Raw genomic sequence first — 16,603 nt, forward strand, 5'->3', positions numbered from 1 at the left:
TTTTAATACAGATAACACCCCAAGAAAATGTAAACTGCCGAGAGCGACAAAATATAAAAACCTCGTTCATTTTTTTGGCGGCGAGCCTGAGTCGTTCAGAAATCTTAAACGCACCAGAAGCGTCAAAAACTGGTCCTGGCTTAAATGGAACTGGTTCAAACTTAACAATCGCATCATTGAAAATAGTGGCTGGCATTTCTCATGGGTTATGACCCCTGAACGCATATCAGAAAAAATGTCCACCATCTCCCACACGGAATACGATCTGCCTGAGTTCAACAACCCGGAACATATCATGAAGGTGATAAAAAACGCCGAAGATATCTGGGGACGAGACAGGAAGTTAATCAGGCAAGAGCTGTCGGCAGACAATTTCCCCGAGTATATCGTTAACAACAAAGATAAATTCAGGGAATTCATTATTTAACTATCAGGCCGGGCCTTTACTTCACCGACGAAGATTCCACAGCGATCGCCAGGCCACAATTTTTTAACAAAGATGCCAAAAAACCCTGGACGTACGCGGTCCTGAGTATGTTATGGTTTAGTCAGGATAGGGAACTGTCCATCTATTCTCGGGGTTTTCGGTCCATAACCGAAGAAACCTTTTGAGAAACATATAGATAAAAAGAGACCGAATACGATTCCTGTATTCGGTCCAGGGAAATGGCTCTTGGGAGAGAGCCGTGCGCTAAAAGTTGGCATTAATGCAGGCTAAGTCGCCTTGCCTTTTAAGAATAGATGACGACGCCAGGTTTTCCAGTCCACAGCAAAAGTGGCCTGAAAAAAAGCGTCAGAGCATCATTAAAAGTGAAAAACCGCAGTGCTCTGGCGAGCATCTGCGGTTTTTTTATTGGAAATCTGAACGTCAGCAGAGCTTATCAGCGCGCTCGATAAACGGTGCCAGGCTCATCTTCTGCCCCGGGTTGGCCGGGTCATCAATCTGAATCACACTGACTGGCTGACCGCTGCTCTTGCCGCTGGCGACCTGCTGCTCAGCGGTATCGTTGAGCGGGTACTGGACCAGCGTGCTCGGGTTGATCGCATACAGCGCATGGCCCGGGCGGCAGGTCAGCATCACCTCTTCGCGATTAAAGGCCCATTTGTCTTTGCCCACTTCAAAGCGGCTTACGGTGATTACCTGCGGTGCCGCCAGAGCGCTTCCCGCGCAGGCCAGCAATAAGAGAGAAAGTACTGTCTTTTTCATTTAATAGTTAACCTTGTCAGAAGGGTTCCCAGGTAGCAAACAGACTGACCGTTGCCAGAACCAGTGCGCCCAGCACCACCTCTGCCTGTGTCATCCTGATAAACATCTGTTGTGCGCGCCCGGAATCCGGACGGAACCGTGGCACCAGAAAATACCGATTTGCCAGCGCAATTGCCACCATCAACGCCACGAGAGCACATTTGAACAACAAAAACTGCACGTAGCCAGCCTGCCAGGGAATATGGATGCCCAGAATCAACAGCGCATTCACTACGCCGGTGAGCAGCACGCCTGCGACGGCATAATGCCCCACGCGCGAGAAACGCATCATGGTATAGATGGCCGCGTTCTGCCAGCGTCCTTTCGCCAGATGCATGCAAAACAGCAGCGGCAGCAATCCACCCACCCAGGTTGCGGCACACAGCAGGTGAACAGCATGATTGAGTCGCTGTATCGCCCCCATCGGGCCGTCGCTCATCGCCGCGTGCCCTACCCCTGCCAGCAGGATAAGCTGGCCCATGGCGAGCAGCAGCAGGCGCGAGCCTTTCAGCGGCGCGAGCCACGCGACGACAACGGTGATGGCAGCGAGGATAATTTGCCACAACCAGACGCCACCAAACCGCGTTCCCAGCACGCTGTACCAGATTTGCGGGTTAAACACATCGCCCCAGCCGTTGCCCATTAAGCCGCCCTGAAGCATAAACATCAGTAGCGCAGCGGCCAGGCTGACGATGGATGCCACTCTCTGCTGGAGCTGGAAACGTCGGGCCATCAGGCGGTGCAGCCCGGAAGGCGCAAACCAGACGCTGTAAAGCGCGTTGCCAAAAACGAGCATTAGCGCCGCAAAATGGATAAAGCGCAATCCTACGTATAACAGTCCCAGCATGCTATTTCACGCTGAAGCGATAGCTGCCTTTGGTTTTATGGCCGTCGACGGAAACCACGTGCCAGTCCACCCGGTAAGCCCCCGGCGCCAGCGTCTGTTCCAGCGGAACGGTCAGCTGTGCTTTGTTCTTTTCGTCTCGCGTGGCGGTACCGGTTTTGATCACCTGCTTTTGCGCATCCGTTACCACGACGCCGCTAAATCCGGGCTCGATACCTTCGGAGAAATTCAGCGTCAGCACCTGCGGTGACGCCACCTGGCTGTCCGCTGCCGGGCTCTGCTGCTCAAGATGCGCATGCGCCAGCACGGAGGGTGAGATTACCGTTGAGGCCAAAAAAACCAGTGCGCATACCGCGCGGGAAGCGGATAAACCCATCACAATCATTCCTTTTTGTTATGTCTGTATGCTAAAGAATAACGCTGTATAATAAACGAGTCGAGGATCATCCCGCTCTGCTTGTCATCGTCGCGCAATCGCGGTAACGTTGCCGCCGCAAAATAAGGAGAAGGTAATGAAGATCAATCTGGCCGCCCTTCCTCAGGACGAGATGGATAAAGTGAATGTCGATCTCGCTGCCGCTGGCGTCGCCTTTAAAGAGCGTTACAACATGCCCGTCGTGGCTGAAGTGGTGGAGCGAGAACAGCCCGCCCATCTTCGTGACTGGTTTCGCGAAAGGTTAATTGCCCACCGTCTCGCCTCGGTCAACCTCTCCCGCTTGCCGTACGAGCCGAAAGTTAAATAAGCTTAACGACTCGTTACACTTCCTTACGCGGAATCTGGCAGGATAAGAAAACCCTGATTAAATTAGGTGTACTCTTTAATCCCTGCGACTCTGTGTATAAGGAAGTCACGATGTCACATTGGAATATTGCGGCAGCCCAGTATGGCGGGCAGCATCACAGCGTAGATGACCATATTGCGCACCATCTCCACTTTATTGCCGAAGCAGCACAGCATCAGTGCGATTTGCTGGTTTTCCCGGAACTCTCATTAACCGGCCCGGGCGCGACGGCATTACCGCTTCCGCCCGAAGACGATCGACTACAGCCATTGCTTGATGCCGCGCATTTTTACCGCATTACCCTCATTGCAGGGCTTCCCGTTGAACGAAACGGTCAACGCCAGAAAGGCCTTGCGCTGTTTATCCCCTCCCGCGATCGTATTCTGCGTTACCCTCAGGGGAGCGGCGCCAGCCTGGTGCCGGGTGATAAACAACTCACGATTATCGATGGGCAAAGCGATTCACCGAATCTTGATCCGCAGGCAACACTCTTCACCAGCTGCCAGTCGGTGAGGGATTACCGCTGGCGACAGTCCATCAATACCCTGCAGCGCTTTGCACACAGGTATGCCATCGCGGTGTTAATGGCAAATGCCGGCGCGGGCAGCGCGTTATGGGATGAAAAAGGCCAGCTGATCGTTCGGGCAGATAAGGGTGAGCTCCTGTTGACCGGCACGCGCAACGGACAGGGTTGGCAAGGCGATATCATTCCTTTAGGCTAAGCGTTTTAAGCTCAGGAGATTTTCATGCTGCGCGTCATTGATACCGAAACTTGCGATCTTCAGGGCGGAATTGTGGAAGTGGCCTCGGTCGACGTGGTTGATGGAAAAATCGTCAACCCGATGAGCCATCTGGTGCGTCCCGATCGTCCTATTAGCCCACAGGCCATGGCTATCCATCGCATTACAGAATCAATGGTGGCGGATAAACCCTGGATAGAAGATGTTATCCCGCACTACTACGGCAGCCCATGGTACGTTGCCCACAACGCCAGCTTTGACCGTCGGGTACTCCCCGAAATGCCCGGGGAGTGGATTTGTACCATGAAGCTGGCGCGTCGCCTCTGGCCAGGGATCAAATACAGCAATATGGCGCTGTATAAATCCCGCAAGCTCAGCGTCAGAACCCCTGAAGGGCTGCACCATCACCGCGCCCTGTATGACTGCTATATCACCGCTGCGCTGCTCATAGATATTATGAACACATCGGGCTGGACGCCGGATGATATGGCAACGATCACCGGACGCCCTGCGCTGCTGACGACGTTCACCTTCGGCAAATACCGCGGGAGAGCGGTATCGGATATTGCGGATAAAGATCCGGGCTATCTGCGCTGGCTGTATAACAACCTCGACAAAATGAGCCCGGAGCTGCGCTTAACCCTGAAACACTATCTGGGCGAAGCTTAACGCTGCACACGGCCTGGCAACGTATCCTGCGCCAGGCCTATCAAAAAGGCATACTCCAGGGCCACCCCTTCGTAGGATTTGAATCGACCCGATTTCCCCCCGTGCCCGGAGTCCATATCGGTACAGAGCAGCAGCAGGTTGTCATCGGTTTTCAGCTCCCGCAGCTTTGCTACCCATTTTGCCGGTTCCCAGTATTGCACCTGTGAATCGTGCAAACCGGTCGTCACCAGCATGTGCGGGTACGCTTTCGCTTCTACGTTGTCATACGGGCTGTACTCTTTCATATAGCGATAATAGGTTTCATCCTGTGGGTTGCCCCACTCCTCAAACTCCCCGGTCGTCAAAGGGATGGACTCATCGAGCATGGTGGTAACCACATCGACAAACGGGACCTGCGCAACAATGCCCTTAAAGCGATCGGGCCGCTGATTGATGACCGCCCCCATCAGCATCCCACCCGCGCTACCGCCCATGCCGAAGCATAGCTGAGGATCGCCATAGCCTTGCTCAATCAGCGCATCGCAGACGTCGAGATAGTCGTTGAAGGTGTTTTTCTTTTTCAGGAATTTCCCGTCTTCATACCAGTGCTGCCCCAGCTCGCCGCCGCCGCGAATATGGGCAATGGCGAAAACAAAGCCGCGGTCGAGCAGGCTTAATCTGCTGCTGCTGAAGTCGGCATCCATGCTGGAGCCATAGGAGCCGTAGCCGTAGACCAGGATCGGATTTTTACCCTTCTGGAAATGCGCCTTGTGATAAACGAGCGAAACAGGCACCTCCACGCCATCGCGCGCGGTGACCCACAGGTGTTCGCTGCGGTAATTGTCGGAATCAAAGCCCTTCACTTCGCTTTGCTTAAGTACCTGGCGCTGTCCGGTATCCATATCCAGCTCAAAGAGCGTATCCGGCGTAGTCATCGACGAGTAGCCGTAGCGCAGCCGGGACGATTCAGGTTCCGGGTTAAAGCCGATCCACGTGACGTAGGCCGGATCGTCGAACGCAATCCCTATCACCTCACGCGTTTTACGATTGATCTGCCGGATACTGGTCAGCCCCCGCTGGCGCTCCTCCACCACCAGCCAGTCGGTAAACAGCGTGAATCCTTCCAGCATCACCTGATCCCGCGCGGGAATGAGCACCTCCCACTTACGCTCGTCGCGCACCTTGGTTTTGTACAGACCAAAGTTCTTGCCTTCACGATTCGAACGCAGATAAAAGCTGTGCTGGAAGTGATCCAGGCTGTACTCGTGATCCTTGCGGCGCGGCAGGAAACAGAGCGGCTGGGCGTCAGGCAGTTCGGCATCCAGGAGCAGCACTTCCGAGGTGGTGGCGCTGGCGAGGAAGATAATCACATAGTGGCGCGAGGAGGTTTTATGCAGGCTGACATAAAACGTTTCGTCTTTCTCTTCATAGACCAGCTCGTCATCGGCTGAGTCCGTGCCTACGGTATGCCGCCACACTTGATAAGGCAGCAGCGTGGAGGCGTGCTTTTTAACGTAGTAGACCGTTTCGGAATCGTTCGCCCAGACAAAATCCGGGGAGACGTTCTCCAGCATTTCCGGATACCAGTTGCCGGTTTCCAGATTGCGAAAACGCAGGCCGTACTGGCGCCGGGAGAGATAATCCTCCGCAAGCGCCATGATGGTGTTGTCCGGGGAGATGGACATACCACCCAGGGTATAAAACTCGCTGTGGGCGGCACGCTGGTTCGCATCCAGCAAAATGTCCCATTCATCCCACTCGGCGCTTAATACCGACTGTCGTTGATAGATGGGATACTCGTTGCCCGGCTCATAGATATGGCGATAGCGATAGCCGTTTTTGGTCCAGGGCGCGGAGATGTCGCGCTGGGGAATACGCTGCACCATTTCATTCAGCAGCTGGTCCTGAAGCGCCTGCTGGCTGGCCATGACCCTGCGGCCATAGTCGTTTTCCTCGTGCAGATAGTCGAGCACCTCTGGCCGGGAACGCGAATCGTCCCGCAGCCAGTAGTAGTTGTCTATGCGCGTATCGCCATGCGTGACGATCGCATAAGGAGTACGTCGGGCTTTCGGTGGCATGTCATCATTCTTTTAAGTTTTACACCCTATAAGGTTGGCAAAACCCGCGCATGATGCAAGCGAAACATGACCCCGGGGACGCGAGTTAGCCCTGTAGCGCCTGTTTTTGTTCCCCGATATCTTTTTCTATCCCCTCGCGCACGTCCTGAGGGATCTTCAGCGCGTCGCCGAGGGCGTTAAGGTAGCTACGCTCCATAAAGTGATCGATATCTATGGCGGCACAGCTGAGAAAATAGAGTTCCAGCGCCTCTTCCTCATTTTTCACGCTCAGTGCCAGACGCTGCGGATCGAGCGGCTGTTCAATGGCCTGCGCCACCAGCGTTCTGCCCTGTTCTTCAACACCCGCCTCGCGCAGCTGCTGTTCGATAGCCGCTCTTTCATTATCATCAATATGCCCGTCGCTTTTGGCGGCAAACACCAGCGCAAGGATGAGCCGCTCCGTGCGCAGATCCAGCGGAGAAGTATGCTCCCCATAGTGAGGTTCATCGCGGTGCGCCGCTCGCACCCTGTCCTTATATTTGTTCCACAGCACGGTGCCGGCGATAGCGCCGCCCCCGGCCAGCAGCGCGCCGGTACCGTACTTCGCCAGCAGCTTGCGTGAGGATTTATTGGCAACCAGCAGCCCTGCCAGCCCACCGAGCGCCCCCGGTACCAGCAGTTTGCTCAGCCCCTGTTCGCCGGAACCAGACGTTTTCTGCCCTAACATGGATTGCAGTTGATTTAACCAGCCTGACATGGTTTCCCTCGCTTAACGGTTAACATGTTCTCCAGCGTAAGCGAGCAGGCGTCAGGAAATGTCCATCAAGCCTAAAGAAGCGCAAATTTCTGGTCTGCCCTTTTGCCGTGCGCAAGACAGACGCAAACGTTTTCGTTTATACTGCGCGCATCTTTTTCAGGGGGAATGTTATGACTCGTTTAGGAACCGCGCTGCGACCTGCGGCGACGCGCGTAATGTTGTTGGGATCGGGCGAACTGGGTAAAGAAGTCGCCATTGAGTGTCAGCGTTTAGGGGTGGAGGTGATTGCCGTAGACCGCTACGCCGACGCGCCCGCCATGCACGTCGCCCATCGTTCTTATGTGATTAACATGCTGGACGGTGATGCCCTGCGTACGCTCATTGCACGGGAGAAACCGGATTTTGTCGTGCCGGAAATTGAAGCTATCGCAACCGATACGCTGATCGCCCTTGAGCAGGAAGGCCAGCGCGTGGTGCCCTGCGCGAAAGCCGCAAAGCTGACCATGAACCGTGAAGGCATTCGCCGCCTGGCGGCGGAGGAGCTGGGGCTACCTACTTCAAGCTACCGTTTTGCGGGTGACAAAGCCGCATTCCTGCAGGCCGTTGAAGAGATTGGCTACCCGTGCATCATTAAGCCGGTGATGAGCTCTTCCGGGAAAGGTCAGAGCTTTATTCGCGACAGCAGCGCGCTGGACAGCGCGTGGGATTATGCGCAACAGGGTGGCCGTGCCGGTGCCGGTCGCGTGATCGTCGAAGGCGTGGTGAAGTTTGATTTCGAAATCACTCTGCTCACCGTCAGTGCCGTGGACGGCGTCCATTTCTGCGACCCGATTGGCCACCGCCAGGAAGATGGCGATTATCGTGAATCCTGGCAGCCGCAGCAGATGAGCGACCTGGCGCTGGAGCGTGCCCGGGAGATTGCCCGTAAAACCGTTCTGGCCCTGGGCGGTTATGGCTTGTTCGGCGTGGAGCTGTTCGTCTGCGGTGACGAAGTGATCTTCAGCGAAGTCTCCCCTCGCCCGCACGACACCGGTATGGTCACGCTCATTTCGCAGGATCTCTCGGAGTTCGCCCTGCACGTGCGCACCTTCCTCGGCCTGCCGGTTGGCGGCATCCGCCAGTACGGCCCGGCGGCGTCGGCGGTGATCCTTCCGCAGCTGACCAGTCAGAATGTGACGTTTGATAACGTCGAAGGCGCGGTTGGCGCAGGCCTGCAGGTCCGTCTGTTCGGCAAGCCGGAGATCGACGGTACGCGTCGTCTGGGCGTGGCGTTAGCCACCGGGGATAACGTTGACGAGGCCGTAGCAAGAGCAAAAGCGGCGGCAGCGAACGTTCAGGTAGCAGGATAAAAAAACGGGCCGAAAGGCCCGTTTTTCATGCTGCATATGGCTTACTGCTCCGCGCCTTCAACCGCTTCACGAGCCAGTTTCGTAATGCGATCCCAGTCGCCCGCTTCCAGCGCATCCGCCGGAACCAGCCATGAGCCGCCGATGCACAGCACGCTTTTCAGCGCCAGGTAGTCGCGGTAGTTAGCCGGGGAGATACCGCCCGTCGGGCAGAAGCGTACCTGAGAGAAGGGACCCGCAATTGCCTGCAGCGCTTTGGTGCCGCCGTTCGCTTCCGCCGGGAAGAATTTGAACTCTTTCAGACCGTAGTCCATGCCCAGCATCAGTTCAGAAACGGTGCTGATGCCCGGGATCAAGGGAATAGTGCCTTCGGTCGCGGCCTTCAGCAGCGGCTCGGTCAGGCCCGGGCTGATGGCAAACTGTGCGCCGGCTTCGGTCACTTCCGCCAGTTGCTGCGCGTTGAGAACGGTACCCGCACCGATGATGGCGTCCGGCACTTCTTTAGCGATGGCGCGGATGGCATCCATCGCGCAGGCGGTACGCAGGGTCACTTCCAAAACGCGAACGCCGCCCGCAACCAGCGCTTTCGCCATTGGCACAGCGTGCTCCAGCTTGTTTACCACGATAACCGGCACGACAGGGCCAGTGGTCAGGATTGCTTCTGCACTTGTTTTCCAGTTTTTCATCAGAGTTCTCTCTCGCCAGATCGTTAAAATCAAGTCGTCTTAAAACGTAATACAGGTTGCGCCCTGCTCCGCACCGGAGAGCTTCTCACGCAGCGCGCTGAACATTTCGCGTCCGGTCCCCACGCGCGATGCGCTCAGGTCAGGAATATGAGGCTGACGTGCCGCCAGCTCCGCGTCATCCACCAGCAGGGTTAACTCGCCAGTCTGGCCGTTCACGCGGATCATGTCGCCGTCGCGCACTTTCGCCAGCAAGCCGCCGTCGTAGGCTTCAGGCGTGACGTGGATGGCGGAAGGCACTTTGCCGGATGCGCCTGACAGGCGGCCATCGGTCACTAACGCAATTTTGAAACGGCGGTCCAATAATACACCAAGTGGTGGCATAAGTTTATGTAATTCTGGCATGCCGTTCGCTTTTGGCCCCTGATGACGCACGACCACCACGCAGTCTTTATCCAGCAGACCGGCGTCGAAGGCAGGCAACACGTCGTGCTGGCTTTCAAACACTACCGCCGGGGCCTCGATAACCTGGTTCTCTTCCGGCACGGCAGAGGTTTTCATCACCGCGCGGCCAAGGTTGCCGCTCAGCACTTTGGTACCGCCGTGGTGGGAGAACGGTTTGTCGATAGTGGCAATCACCTGCGGATCAAGAGACGCGGTTGCCCCGTCGCGCCAGTCCAGCTCACCGTTGTTCAGCCACGGCTCCTGGGTGTAGCGCTGCAGACCAAATCCGGCTACGGTGTTCACGTCTTCATGCAGCAGACCGCCTTTCAGCAGCTCGCGCATCAGCAGCGGCACGCCGCCCGCGGCCTGGAAGTGGTTGATGTCCGCCGGACCGTTCGGGTACAGACGCGCCATCAGCGGTACCACGGAGGAGATGTCGGAGAAGTCATCCCAGTTAATCAGGATACCCGCCGCGCGCGCCATGGCCACCAGGTGCATGGTGTGGTTAGTTGAACCGCCGGTTGCCAGCAGGGCGACGATACCGTTGACGATCACTTTTTCGTCGACCATTTTGCCCATCGGCATCCATTCATTGCCGTTTCCTGTCAGGCGCGTCACCTGACGGGCCGCGGCCTCGGTCAGCGCCTGGCGCAGCGGCGCGTCCGGCTGGATAAAGGACGAGCCCGGAAGCTGCATCCCCATAAACTCCACCACCATCTGGTTGGTGTTGGCCGTGCCGTAGAACGTACAGGTGCCCGGCGCATGGTAGGAGGCGGCTTCGGCTTCCAGCAGCGCCTGACGATCGGCTTTGCCTTCCGCATACAGCTGGCGGATACGCACTTTTTCTTTATTCGGCAGACCGCTGGCCATCGGGCCGGACGGCACGAAAATCGCAGGCAGATGACCAAACGACAGCGCTGCCATCACCAGGCCCGGGACGATTTTGTCGCACACGCCGAGATACAGCGCACCATCAAACATGTTGTGTGACAGGCCCACAGCCGCAGACATCGCAATCACTTCGCGGCTCAGCAGCGACAGCTCCATACCATCCTGCCCCTGCGTCACGCCGTCGCACATGGCCGGGACACCCCCCGCCACCTGCCCGACCGCGTTCACGCTGTGCAGCGCTTTACGAATGATGTTGGGATAGACCTCATACGGCTGGTGCGCGGAGAGCATATCGTTATAAGACGTGATAATAGCGATATTGTTACGCAACATGCTTTTCAGGGAGGCTTTGTCATCGGGCTGGCAGGCGGCGAAGCCGTGGGCCAGGTTACCGCAGGCCAGCTGGGAGCGGTGAACGGTGTTGCTTTTCGCCTGTTCAATGCGGGCGAGGTAGGCCGAACGGGTCTCTTTCGAGCGCTCGATAATGCGTTGTGTTACGCGTAACAATACAGGATTCATAAAAGCTCCTTTAATTTATCTGTCCGGGCTCGGGAGTTTACAAAGTCGCTGGCGGTTGTTAACAACGCTGAAACGCTTGCTGTCCGGAGCTCAGGGGCAAAATCACTTCCGGCAGTGTAATAAAAAAAGCCCCGCGGGTGAATCCACGCGGAGCTTAAAAGTATAAAAATTGTGCCACTAGCTGTGTTAGATCATGTTACCGGTAAAATAACACTTTCGGGCTAGTGGAATATCCTACTCAAACTCGTTCCAGGAGCGGCCATCGCGGGTGATCATCGCCACCGACGCCACAGGCCCCCAGGTACCCGCCTGATACGGTTTTGGCGCATCCTGATCGGCAGCCCAGGCTTCGGTGATGGAATCGACCCATTTCCACGCCTCTTCCACTTCGTCGCGACGCACGAACAGCGCCTGGATACCGCGCATGGTTTCCAGCAGCAGACGCTCGTAAGCATCCGCAAGGTGCGTCTGGTTGAAGGTTTCGGAGTAGCTCAGATCCAGCTTGGTGGTCTGCAGGTTGTGCTTATGATCCAGGCCCGGCACTTTGTTGAGGATCTGGATATCCACCCCTTCGTCCGGCTGCAGACGGATGGTCAGCTTGTTCTGCGGCAGCTCCTGCCAGGACTCTTTGAACAGGTTCAGTTCCGGGTTCTTAAAGTAGACAACCACTTCGGAACACTTCGTCGGCAGACGCTTACCAGTGCGCAGGTAGAACGGAACCCCCGCCCAGCGCCAGTCGTCGATGTCCACGCGGATGGCCACGAACGTCTCGGTGTTGCTGGACTTGTTCGCGCCCTCTTCTTCCAGGTAGCCTGGCACCTTTTTGCCTTGCGCAAACCCGGCAGTGTACTGGCCGCGAACGGTTTTCTCGCGCACGTTGGAGCGGTCGATGCGGCGCAGCGACTTCAGCACTTTCACTTTGGCATCGCGGATGCTGTCAGCCGTCAGGTCAGACGGTGGAGACATGGCAATCATGCACAGAATTTGCAGCAGGTGGTTCTGGATCATGTCGCGCATCTGGCCGGCCTGGTCAAAGTAACCCCAGCGACCTTCAATCCCCACCTCTTCCGCCACGGTAATTTCCACGTGGTCAATGGTACGGTTGTCCCAGTTATTCACAAACAGGGAGTTAGCGAAACGCAGCGCCAGCAGGTTCAGTACCGTCTCTTTACCGAGATAGTGGTCGATACGGTAGACCTGGCACTCTTCAAAGAACTCGCCCACCTGGTCGTTGATTTCACGCGAGGTAGCCAGCGACGTCCCCAGCGGCTTTTCCATCACCACGCGCGCCGGCTTGGCGTTCAGTTTGGCTTCGCCCAAACCTTTGCAGATGGCGCCAAAGGTGCTTGGCGGCATGGCGAAATAGTTAATGGTGACACGGTTTTTCTGATCCAGCATGGCACCCAGGCGGGAAAACGCGCTGACGTCATTAACGTCCAGGTTGCAGAAATCGAGACGACCGCTGAGGGTATCCCACAAACTTTCATCAATTTTTTCCTTCATGAAAGTTTCGAGCGCCTCGCGGACAACTTTGGTATAAGCGTCCTTGTCCCAGTCGGCGCGCCCAACACCCAGGATACGCGTATCCGGATGAATTTGGCCCGCTTTCTCCAGTTGATACAGGGAAGGCAGCAATTTTCGGCGTGCAAGATCGCCTTTCGCGCCGAAAATGACCAGGTCACATGCCTGGGCTGTTTGCGTTACCGCCATGTCATTCTCCTCAGTTGGATCACCTGGTGCTTCTGCCAGGTATCGTTGTAATTTTATTACAATGCACTGTACTGCTTTTACGTCATTCCCGAAACCATTAGCGCTTATCGTCTCGTGCGATACGGCGATTTTTCGCCATTCAGCCGATTATGGCGACGTAATGACGCAACAGCCGTCGATAATTTGCGCAACAGGGTCATAGCAAAACCCGACATCGATCAAGTAATGAAAAAAAACAACAACATTATCTTGTCGACTGTTACCCTTTAGGGAAGCCACAGGGGTAATATCGGCTAATCGAATCAAGATTTCATCAATGAGTGAAATCGTTTCCACCCCCATGAGCGCCTTGTTAACAATGAACATGCTTGAAAAAATCCAGTATCAACTGGAACACCTTAGCAAATCCGAGCGAAAAGTGGCTGAAGTCATTCTGGCCGCGCCCGCTCAGGCGATTCATTCAAGCATCGCCGCTCTGGCTCAGGAAGCGGGCGTCAGTGAACCGACGGTCAACCGCTTCTGCCGCAGCCTGGAAACGCGCGGCTTTCCTGATTTTAAACTGCATCTGGCACAAAGTCTGGCAAACGGCACCCCCTATGTTAATCGTAATGTGGATGAAGACGACAGCGTAGATGCCTATACGGCAAAAATATTTGAGTCGGCCATGGCCACGCTCGATCACGTTCGTCAAAGTCTGGATATGAGTTCAGTAAACCGCGCGGTGGATTTACTCACCCAGGCCAAACGCATTGCATTCTTCGGTCTTGGCTCGTCAGCCGCCGTGGCGCACGACGCCATGAATAAATTCTTCCGCTTTAACGTGCCGGTTATTTATTCCGATGACATTGTGCTGCAACGCATGAGCTGTATGAATTGCAGTGAGGATGACGTCGTGGTACTGATTTCGCACACTGGCCGCACCAAAAGCCAGGTTGAGCTGGCGCAGCTGGCCCGTGAAAACGATGCCATGGTAATCGCCCTCACCACCGCCGGCACGCCATTGGCGCGGGAGGCGACTCTCGCCATTACCCTGGACGTGCCTGAGGATACCGACATGTATATGCCAATGGTGTCCCGTCTGGCGCAACTCACGGTAATCGACGTGCTGGCGACCGGATTTACCTTACGCCGGGGCGCAAAATTCCGAGATAACTTGAAGCGAGTCAAGGAAGCGCTGAAGGAATCGCGTTTTGATAAAGAATTGCTTATAAAGAGCGATGTTCCCTGAAAGTAGATAACGAAGACGTAACCCATAATTAGATGTAACGATTTTCGGCATTCGGCCCCCTCTTTGCTGCCTTGCGGTAGATGAAGGTCGATTCAATGTTCACGCAACACCAAAGTTGTTTCAGTCAACGGAGTATTACATGTCCAGAAGGCTTCGCAGAACCAAGATCGTCACCACCTTAGGCCCGGCCACCGATCGCGATAATAACCTCGAAAAAATTATCGCCGCTGGCGCCAACGTGGTGCGTATGAACTTCTCTCACGGTACGCCAGAAGACCATAAATTGCGTGCCGATAAAGTGCGTGAGATCGCCGCTAAGCTGGGCCGCCACGTCGCTATCCTCGGCGACCTGCAGGGTCCAAAAATTCGTGTATCAACCTTTAAAGAAGGTAAAGTTTTCCTCAATATCGGCGACAAATTCCTGCTGGATGCCAACCTCGGCAAAGGCGAAGGCGATAAAGAGAAAGTCGGGATCGACTATAAAGGCCTGCCGGCTGATGTGGTACCTGGCGATATCCTGCTGCTCGACGACGGTCGCGTCCAGCTGAAGGTGCTGGAAGTTCAGGGGATGAAAGTGTTCACTGAAGTCACCGTCGGCGGCCCGCTCTCCAACAATAAAGGCATCAACAAACTGGGCGGCGGCCTCTCTGCGGAAGCCCTGACCGACAAAGACAAAGCGGATATCGTAACGGCGGCCCAGATCGGTGTTGACTACCTGGCAGTCTCCTTCCCACGCTGTGGCGAAGATCTGAACTATGCGCGCCGTCTGGCCCGTGACGCAGGCTGTGATGCCAAAATCGTCGCTAAGGTTGAACGCGCGGAAGCCGTGTGCGATCAGGATGCGATGGACGATGTGATCCTCGCCTCTGACGTGGTGATGGTTGCCCGTGGCGATCTGGGCGTGGAAATCGGCGACCCTGAACTGGTCGGTATCCAGAAAGCGCTGATTCGTCGCGCACGTCAGCTGAACCGCGCGGTGATCACCGCCACCCAGATGATGGAATCCATGATCACTAACCCAATGCCAACCCGTGCGGAAGTCATGGACGTCGCTAACGCCGTGCTGGACGGTACCGATGCGGTGATGCTGTCAGCGGAAACCGCGGCGGGCCAGTATCCGGCAGAAACCGTGGCCGCAATGGCGCGCGTCTGCCTGGGCGCGGAGAAGATCCCAAGCATTAACGTCTCCAAGCACCGCCTGGATATCCAGTTCGACAATGTGGAAGAAGCGATTGCGATGTCCGCCATGTATGCGGCCAACCATCTGAAAGGCGTTACGGCGATCATCACCATGACCGAATCTGGCCGCACCGCGCTGATGACCTCTCGCATCAGCTCCGGCCTGCCGATTTTCGCCATGTCACGCCACGAGCGTACGCTGAACCTGACGGCGCTGTACCGCGGTGTTACCCCGGTACACTTCGACAGCACCAATGACGGCGTAGCCGCGGCGCACGATGCCGTAAACCTGCTGCGCGATAAAGGTTACCTGGTGTCTGGTGATATCGTCATCGTGACGCAGGGTGACGTGATGAGCACCATCGGCTCAACCAATACCACGCGCGTACTGACTGTAGAGTAAGATCCGATCCCCTCTCCCCTAAGGGGAGAGGGGCAAGGTAAAGGTTTTCTATTTCCTCGGGTAAAGCTCTTTACGCTTATAGGGCTCCGTCTCTCCCGGCTTCCGCGTTTTCAGCAGCTTCAGTATCCACGTGTACTGTTCGGTATGCGGCCCCACCAGCAGCTCCACCTCTTCGTTCATGCGGCGCGCGATGGTGCGATCGTCCGCGGTCAGCAGGTCGTCCATCGGCGGACGGACTTCAATGCTCAGACGATGCGTTTTACCGTCGTAAACCGGAAAGAGCGGGATCACGCGGGCGCGGCAAACCTTCATCAGGCGCCCAATGGCGGGGAGCGTGGCTTTGTAGGTTGCAAAGAAGTCGACAAACTCGCTGTGCTCAGGTCCGTGGTCCTGGTCCGGCAGATAGTAGCCCCAGTACCCCTGACGTACCGACTGAATAAACGGCTTGATGCCGTCGTTACGCGCATGCAAACGTCCGCCAAAACGACGACGTACCGTATTCCAGACAAAATCGTAGATTTTATTGCCCTGGTTATGGAACATCGCCGCCATTTTCTGCCCCTGGGAAGCCATCAGCATTGCCGGGATATCCACGCCCCAGCCGTGCGGCACGAGGAAAATGACCTTCTCATCATTGCGACGTATTTCGTCGATGATTTCCAGCCCTTTCCAGTCAACGCGGTCGATGATTTTTTCCGGTCCTTTCAGCGCCAGCTCCGCCATCATCGCCATGGCCTGCGGTGCGGTGGTATACATCGCGTCGATGATGGCCTCGCGCTCGGCATCGCTTTTTTCAGGAAAACAGTAATAGAGGTTGATCTGCGCACGACGACGCGCGCTTTTACCTAAGCGCCCGGCCAGACGGCCAATTTTTCCCAGTACGGGATCGCGCAGCGCGGCAGGCAGCATAGCGATGCCCGCAAAGGTGTAAACCCCCAGCCAGGCGCCCCAGTTGCGCGGGTGTCGAAAGGATTTTTCAAACTCAGGAATGTATTCAATATTATTTTTTTTTGTTTCCATGCTGGTTCCAGGGTCTGGTGACGCAAAAAATTATTCAGATAGTGTAGCGAGGCAGTCGCCCACGCACAAAAGAAAAAGCCGGCGCATACTGACACCGGCTTTTTTC

15 protein-coding genes and 1 pseudogene are annotated in these 16,603 nt (G+C 56.0%); 7 read left to right on the forward strand and 9 right to left on the reverse strand.

Annotated elements, in window-relative coordinates:
- A pseudogene (locus IM284_RS13475) lies at nucleotides 1-427 on the forward strand (benzoate transporter); the annotation flags it as partial.
- 441 nt (nucleotides 428-868) lie between these two features.
- Here IM284_RS13475 and IM284_RS13480 read toward each other — a convergent pair.
- Genes IM284_RS13480 through yobA form a run of 3 tightly spaced genes read right to left on the reverse strand, consistent with a single transcriptional unit; the run spans nucleotide 869 to nucleotide 2,466 of the window.
- Nucleotides 869-1,207, reverse strand: a complete 339-nt coding sequence (locus tag IM284_RS13480) for a YebY family protein (protein ID WP_028013604.1) — start codon at nucleotides 1,205-1,207, stop codon at nucleotides 869-871.
- Between the two features lie 16 nt (nucleotides 1,208-1,223).
- On the reverse strand, nucleotides 1,224-2,093 hold the full coding sequence (gene copD / locus IM284_RS13485; RefSeq protein ID WP_047367810.1) for a copper homeostasis membrane protein CopD: 870 nt from the start codon (nucleotides 2,091-2,093) through the stop codon (nucleotides 1,224-1,226).
- A 1-nt stretch (nucleotide 2,094) separates the two neighbouring features.
- The gene (gene yobA / locus IM284_RS13490) at nucleotides 2,095-2,466 is read right to left on the reverse strand and encodes a CopC domain-containing protein YobA (protein WP_045260311.1); all 372 of its coding nucleotides are present in this window, start codon (nucleotides 2,464-2,466) and stop codon (nucleotides 2,095-2,097) included.
- Between the two features lie 136 nt (nucleotides 2,467-2,602).
- Here yobA and IM284_RS13495 point away from each other — a divergent pair, with 136 nt between their 5' ends.
- The 3 genes from IM284_RS13495 to exoX all read left to right on the forward strand — a co-directional run bounded on the left by IM284_RS13495 (nucleotide 2,603) and on the right by exoX (nucleotide 4,281).
- Nucleotides 2,603-2,833: a DNA polymerase III subunit theta gene (locus IM284_RS13495; RefSeq protein ID WP_008500465.1), complete on the forward strand. Its 231-nt coding sequence runs from the start codon at nucleotides 2,603-2,605 to the stop codon at nucleotides 2,831-2,833.
- Between the two features lie 110 nt (nucleotides 2,834-2,943).
- On the forward strand, nucleotides 2,944-3,594 hold the full coding sequence (locus IM284_RS13500) for a nitrilase-related carbon-nitrogen hydrolase (RefSeq protein WP_045260312.1): 651 nt from the start codon (nucleotides 2,944-2,946) through the stop codon (nucleotides 3,592-3,594).
- A 24-nt stretch (nucleotides 3,595-3,618) separates the two neighbouring features.
- Nucleotides 3,619-4,281: an exodeoxyribonuclease X gene (gene exoX / locus IM284_RS13505; RefSeq protein WP_025756911.1), complete on the forward strand. Its 663-nt coding sequence runs from the start codon at nucleotides 3,619-3,621 to the stop codon at nucleotides 4,279-4,281.
- On the opposite strand, the gene ptrB is transcribed toward exoX, so the two are convergent.
- Both ptrB and IM284_RS13515 read right to left on the reverse strand, forming a co-directional pair.
- The gene (ptrB, locus tag IM284_RS13510; protein WP_047367811.1) at nucleotides 4,278-6,338 is read right to left on the reverse strand and encodes an oligopeptidase B; all 2,061 of its coding nucleotides are present in this window, start codon (nucleotides 6,336-6,338) and stop codon (nucleotides 4,278-4,280) included. The two genes, exoX and ptrB, sit on opposite strands and share 4 nt — an antisense overlap.
- Nucleotides 6,339-6,423: 85 nt before the next feature.
- Nucleotides 6,424-7,074, reverse strand: a complete 651-nt coding sequence (locus tag IM284_RS13515) for a tellurite resistance TerB family protein (RefSeq protein WP_045260314.1) — start codon at nucleotides 7,072-7,074, stop codon at nucleotides 6,424-6,426.
- A 170-nt stretch (nucleotides 7,075-7,244) separates the two neighbouring features.
- Between IM284_RS13515 and purT the strand changes: the two genes are divergently transcribed.
- Entirely contained in the window at nucleotides 7,245-8,423 is a 1,179-nt protein-coding gene (gene purT / locus IM284_RS13520; RefSeq protein ID WP_047367812.1) for a formate-dependent phosphoribosylglycinamide formyltransferase, read from the forward strand.
- 41 nt (nucleotides 8,424-8,464) lie between these two features.
- Here purT and kdgA read toward each other — a convergent pair whose 3' ends face one another.
- The 3 genes from kdgA to zwf all read right to left on the reverse strand — a co-directional run bounded on the left by kdgA (nucleotide 8,465) and on the right by zwf (nucleotide 12,667).
- Nucleotides 8,465-9,106 (reverse strand): bifunctional 4-hydroxy-2-oxoglutarate aldolase/2-dehydro-3-deoxy-phosphogluconate aldolase, encoded by a 642-nt coding sequence (gene kdgA, locus IM284_RS13525; protein WP_047367813.1) that lies wholly within the window; start codon nucleotides 9,104-9,106, stop codon nucleotides 8,465-8,467.
- Between the two features lie 39 nt (nucleotides 9,107-9,145).
- Complete coding sequence (edd, locus tag IM284_RS13530) at nucleotides 9,146-10,957, reverse strand: phosphogluconate dehydratase (RefSeq protein WP_041909456.1); 1,812 nt, start codon at nucleotides 10,955-10,957, stop codon at nucleotides 9,146-9,148.
- A 234-nt stretch (nucleotides 10,958-11,191) separates the two neighbouring features.
- Nucleotides 11,192-12,667, reverse strand: a complete 1,476-nt coding sequence (zwf, locus tag IM284_RS13535; protein ID WP_028013613.1) for a glucose-6-phosphate dehydrogenase — start codon at nucleotides 12,665-12,667, stop codon at nucleotides 11,192-11,194.
- Between the two features lie 358 nt (nucleotides 12,668-13,025).
- Here zwf and IM284_RS13540 point away from each other — a divergent pair, with 358 nt between their 5' ends.
- Both IM284_RS13540 and pyk read left to right on the forward strand, forming a co-directional pair.
- On the forward strand, nucleotides 13,026-13,895 hold the full coding sequence (locus tag IM284_RS13540) for a MurR/RpiR family transcriptional regulator (RefSeq protein WP_028013615.1): 870 nt from the start codon (nucleotides 13,026-13,028) through the stop codon (nucleotides 13,893-13,895).
- Between the two features lie 139 nt (nucleotides 13,896-14,034).
- Complete coding sequence (pyk, locus tag IM284_RS13545) at nucleotides 14,035-15,477, forward strand: pyruvate kinase (RefSeq protein ID WP_028013616.1); 1,443 nt, start codon at nucleotides 14,035-14,037, stop codon at nucleotides 15,475-15,477.
- 48 nt (nucleotides 15,478-15,525) lie between these two features.
- Here pyk and lpxM read toward each other — a convergent pair whose 3' ends face one another.
- Complete coding sequence (lpxM, locus tag IM284_RS13550; protein WP_047367814.1) at nucleotides 15,526-16,497, reverse strand: lauroyl-Kdo(2)-lipid IV(A) myristoyltransferase; 972 nt, start codon at nucleotides 16,495-16,497, stop codon at nucleotides 15,526-15,528.
- Between the last annotated feature and the right edge of the window lie 106 nt (nucleotides 16,498-16,603).

Origin of the sequence: Enterobacter cloacae complex sp. P12RS, assembly GCF_014895875.1 — a bacterium.
Classification (GTDB): domain Bacteria; phylum Pseudomonadota; class Gammaproteobacteria; order Enterobacterales; family Enterobacteriaceae; genus Enterobacter; species Enterobacter bugandensis.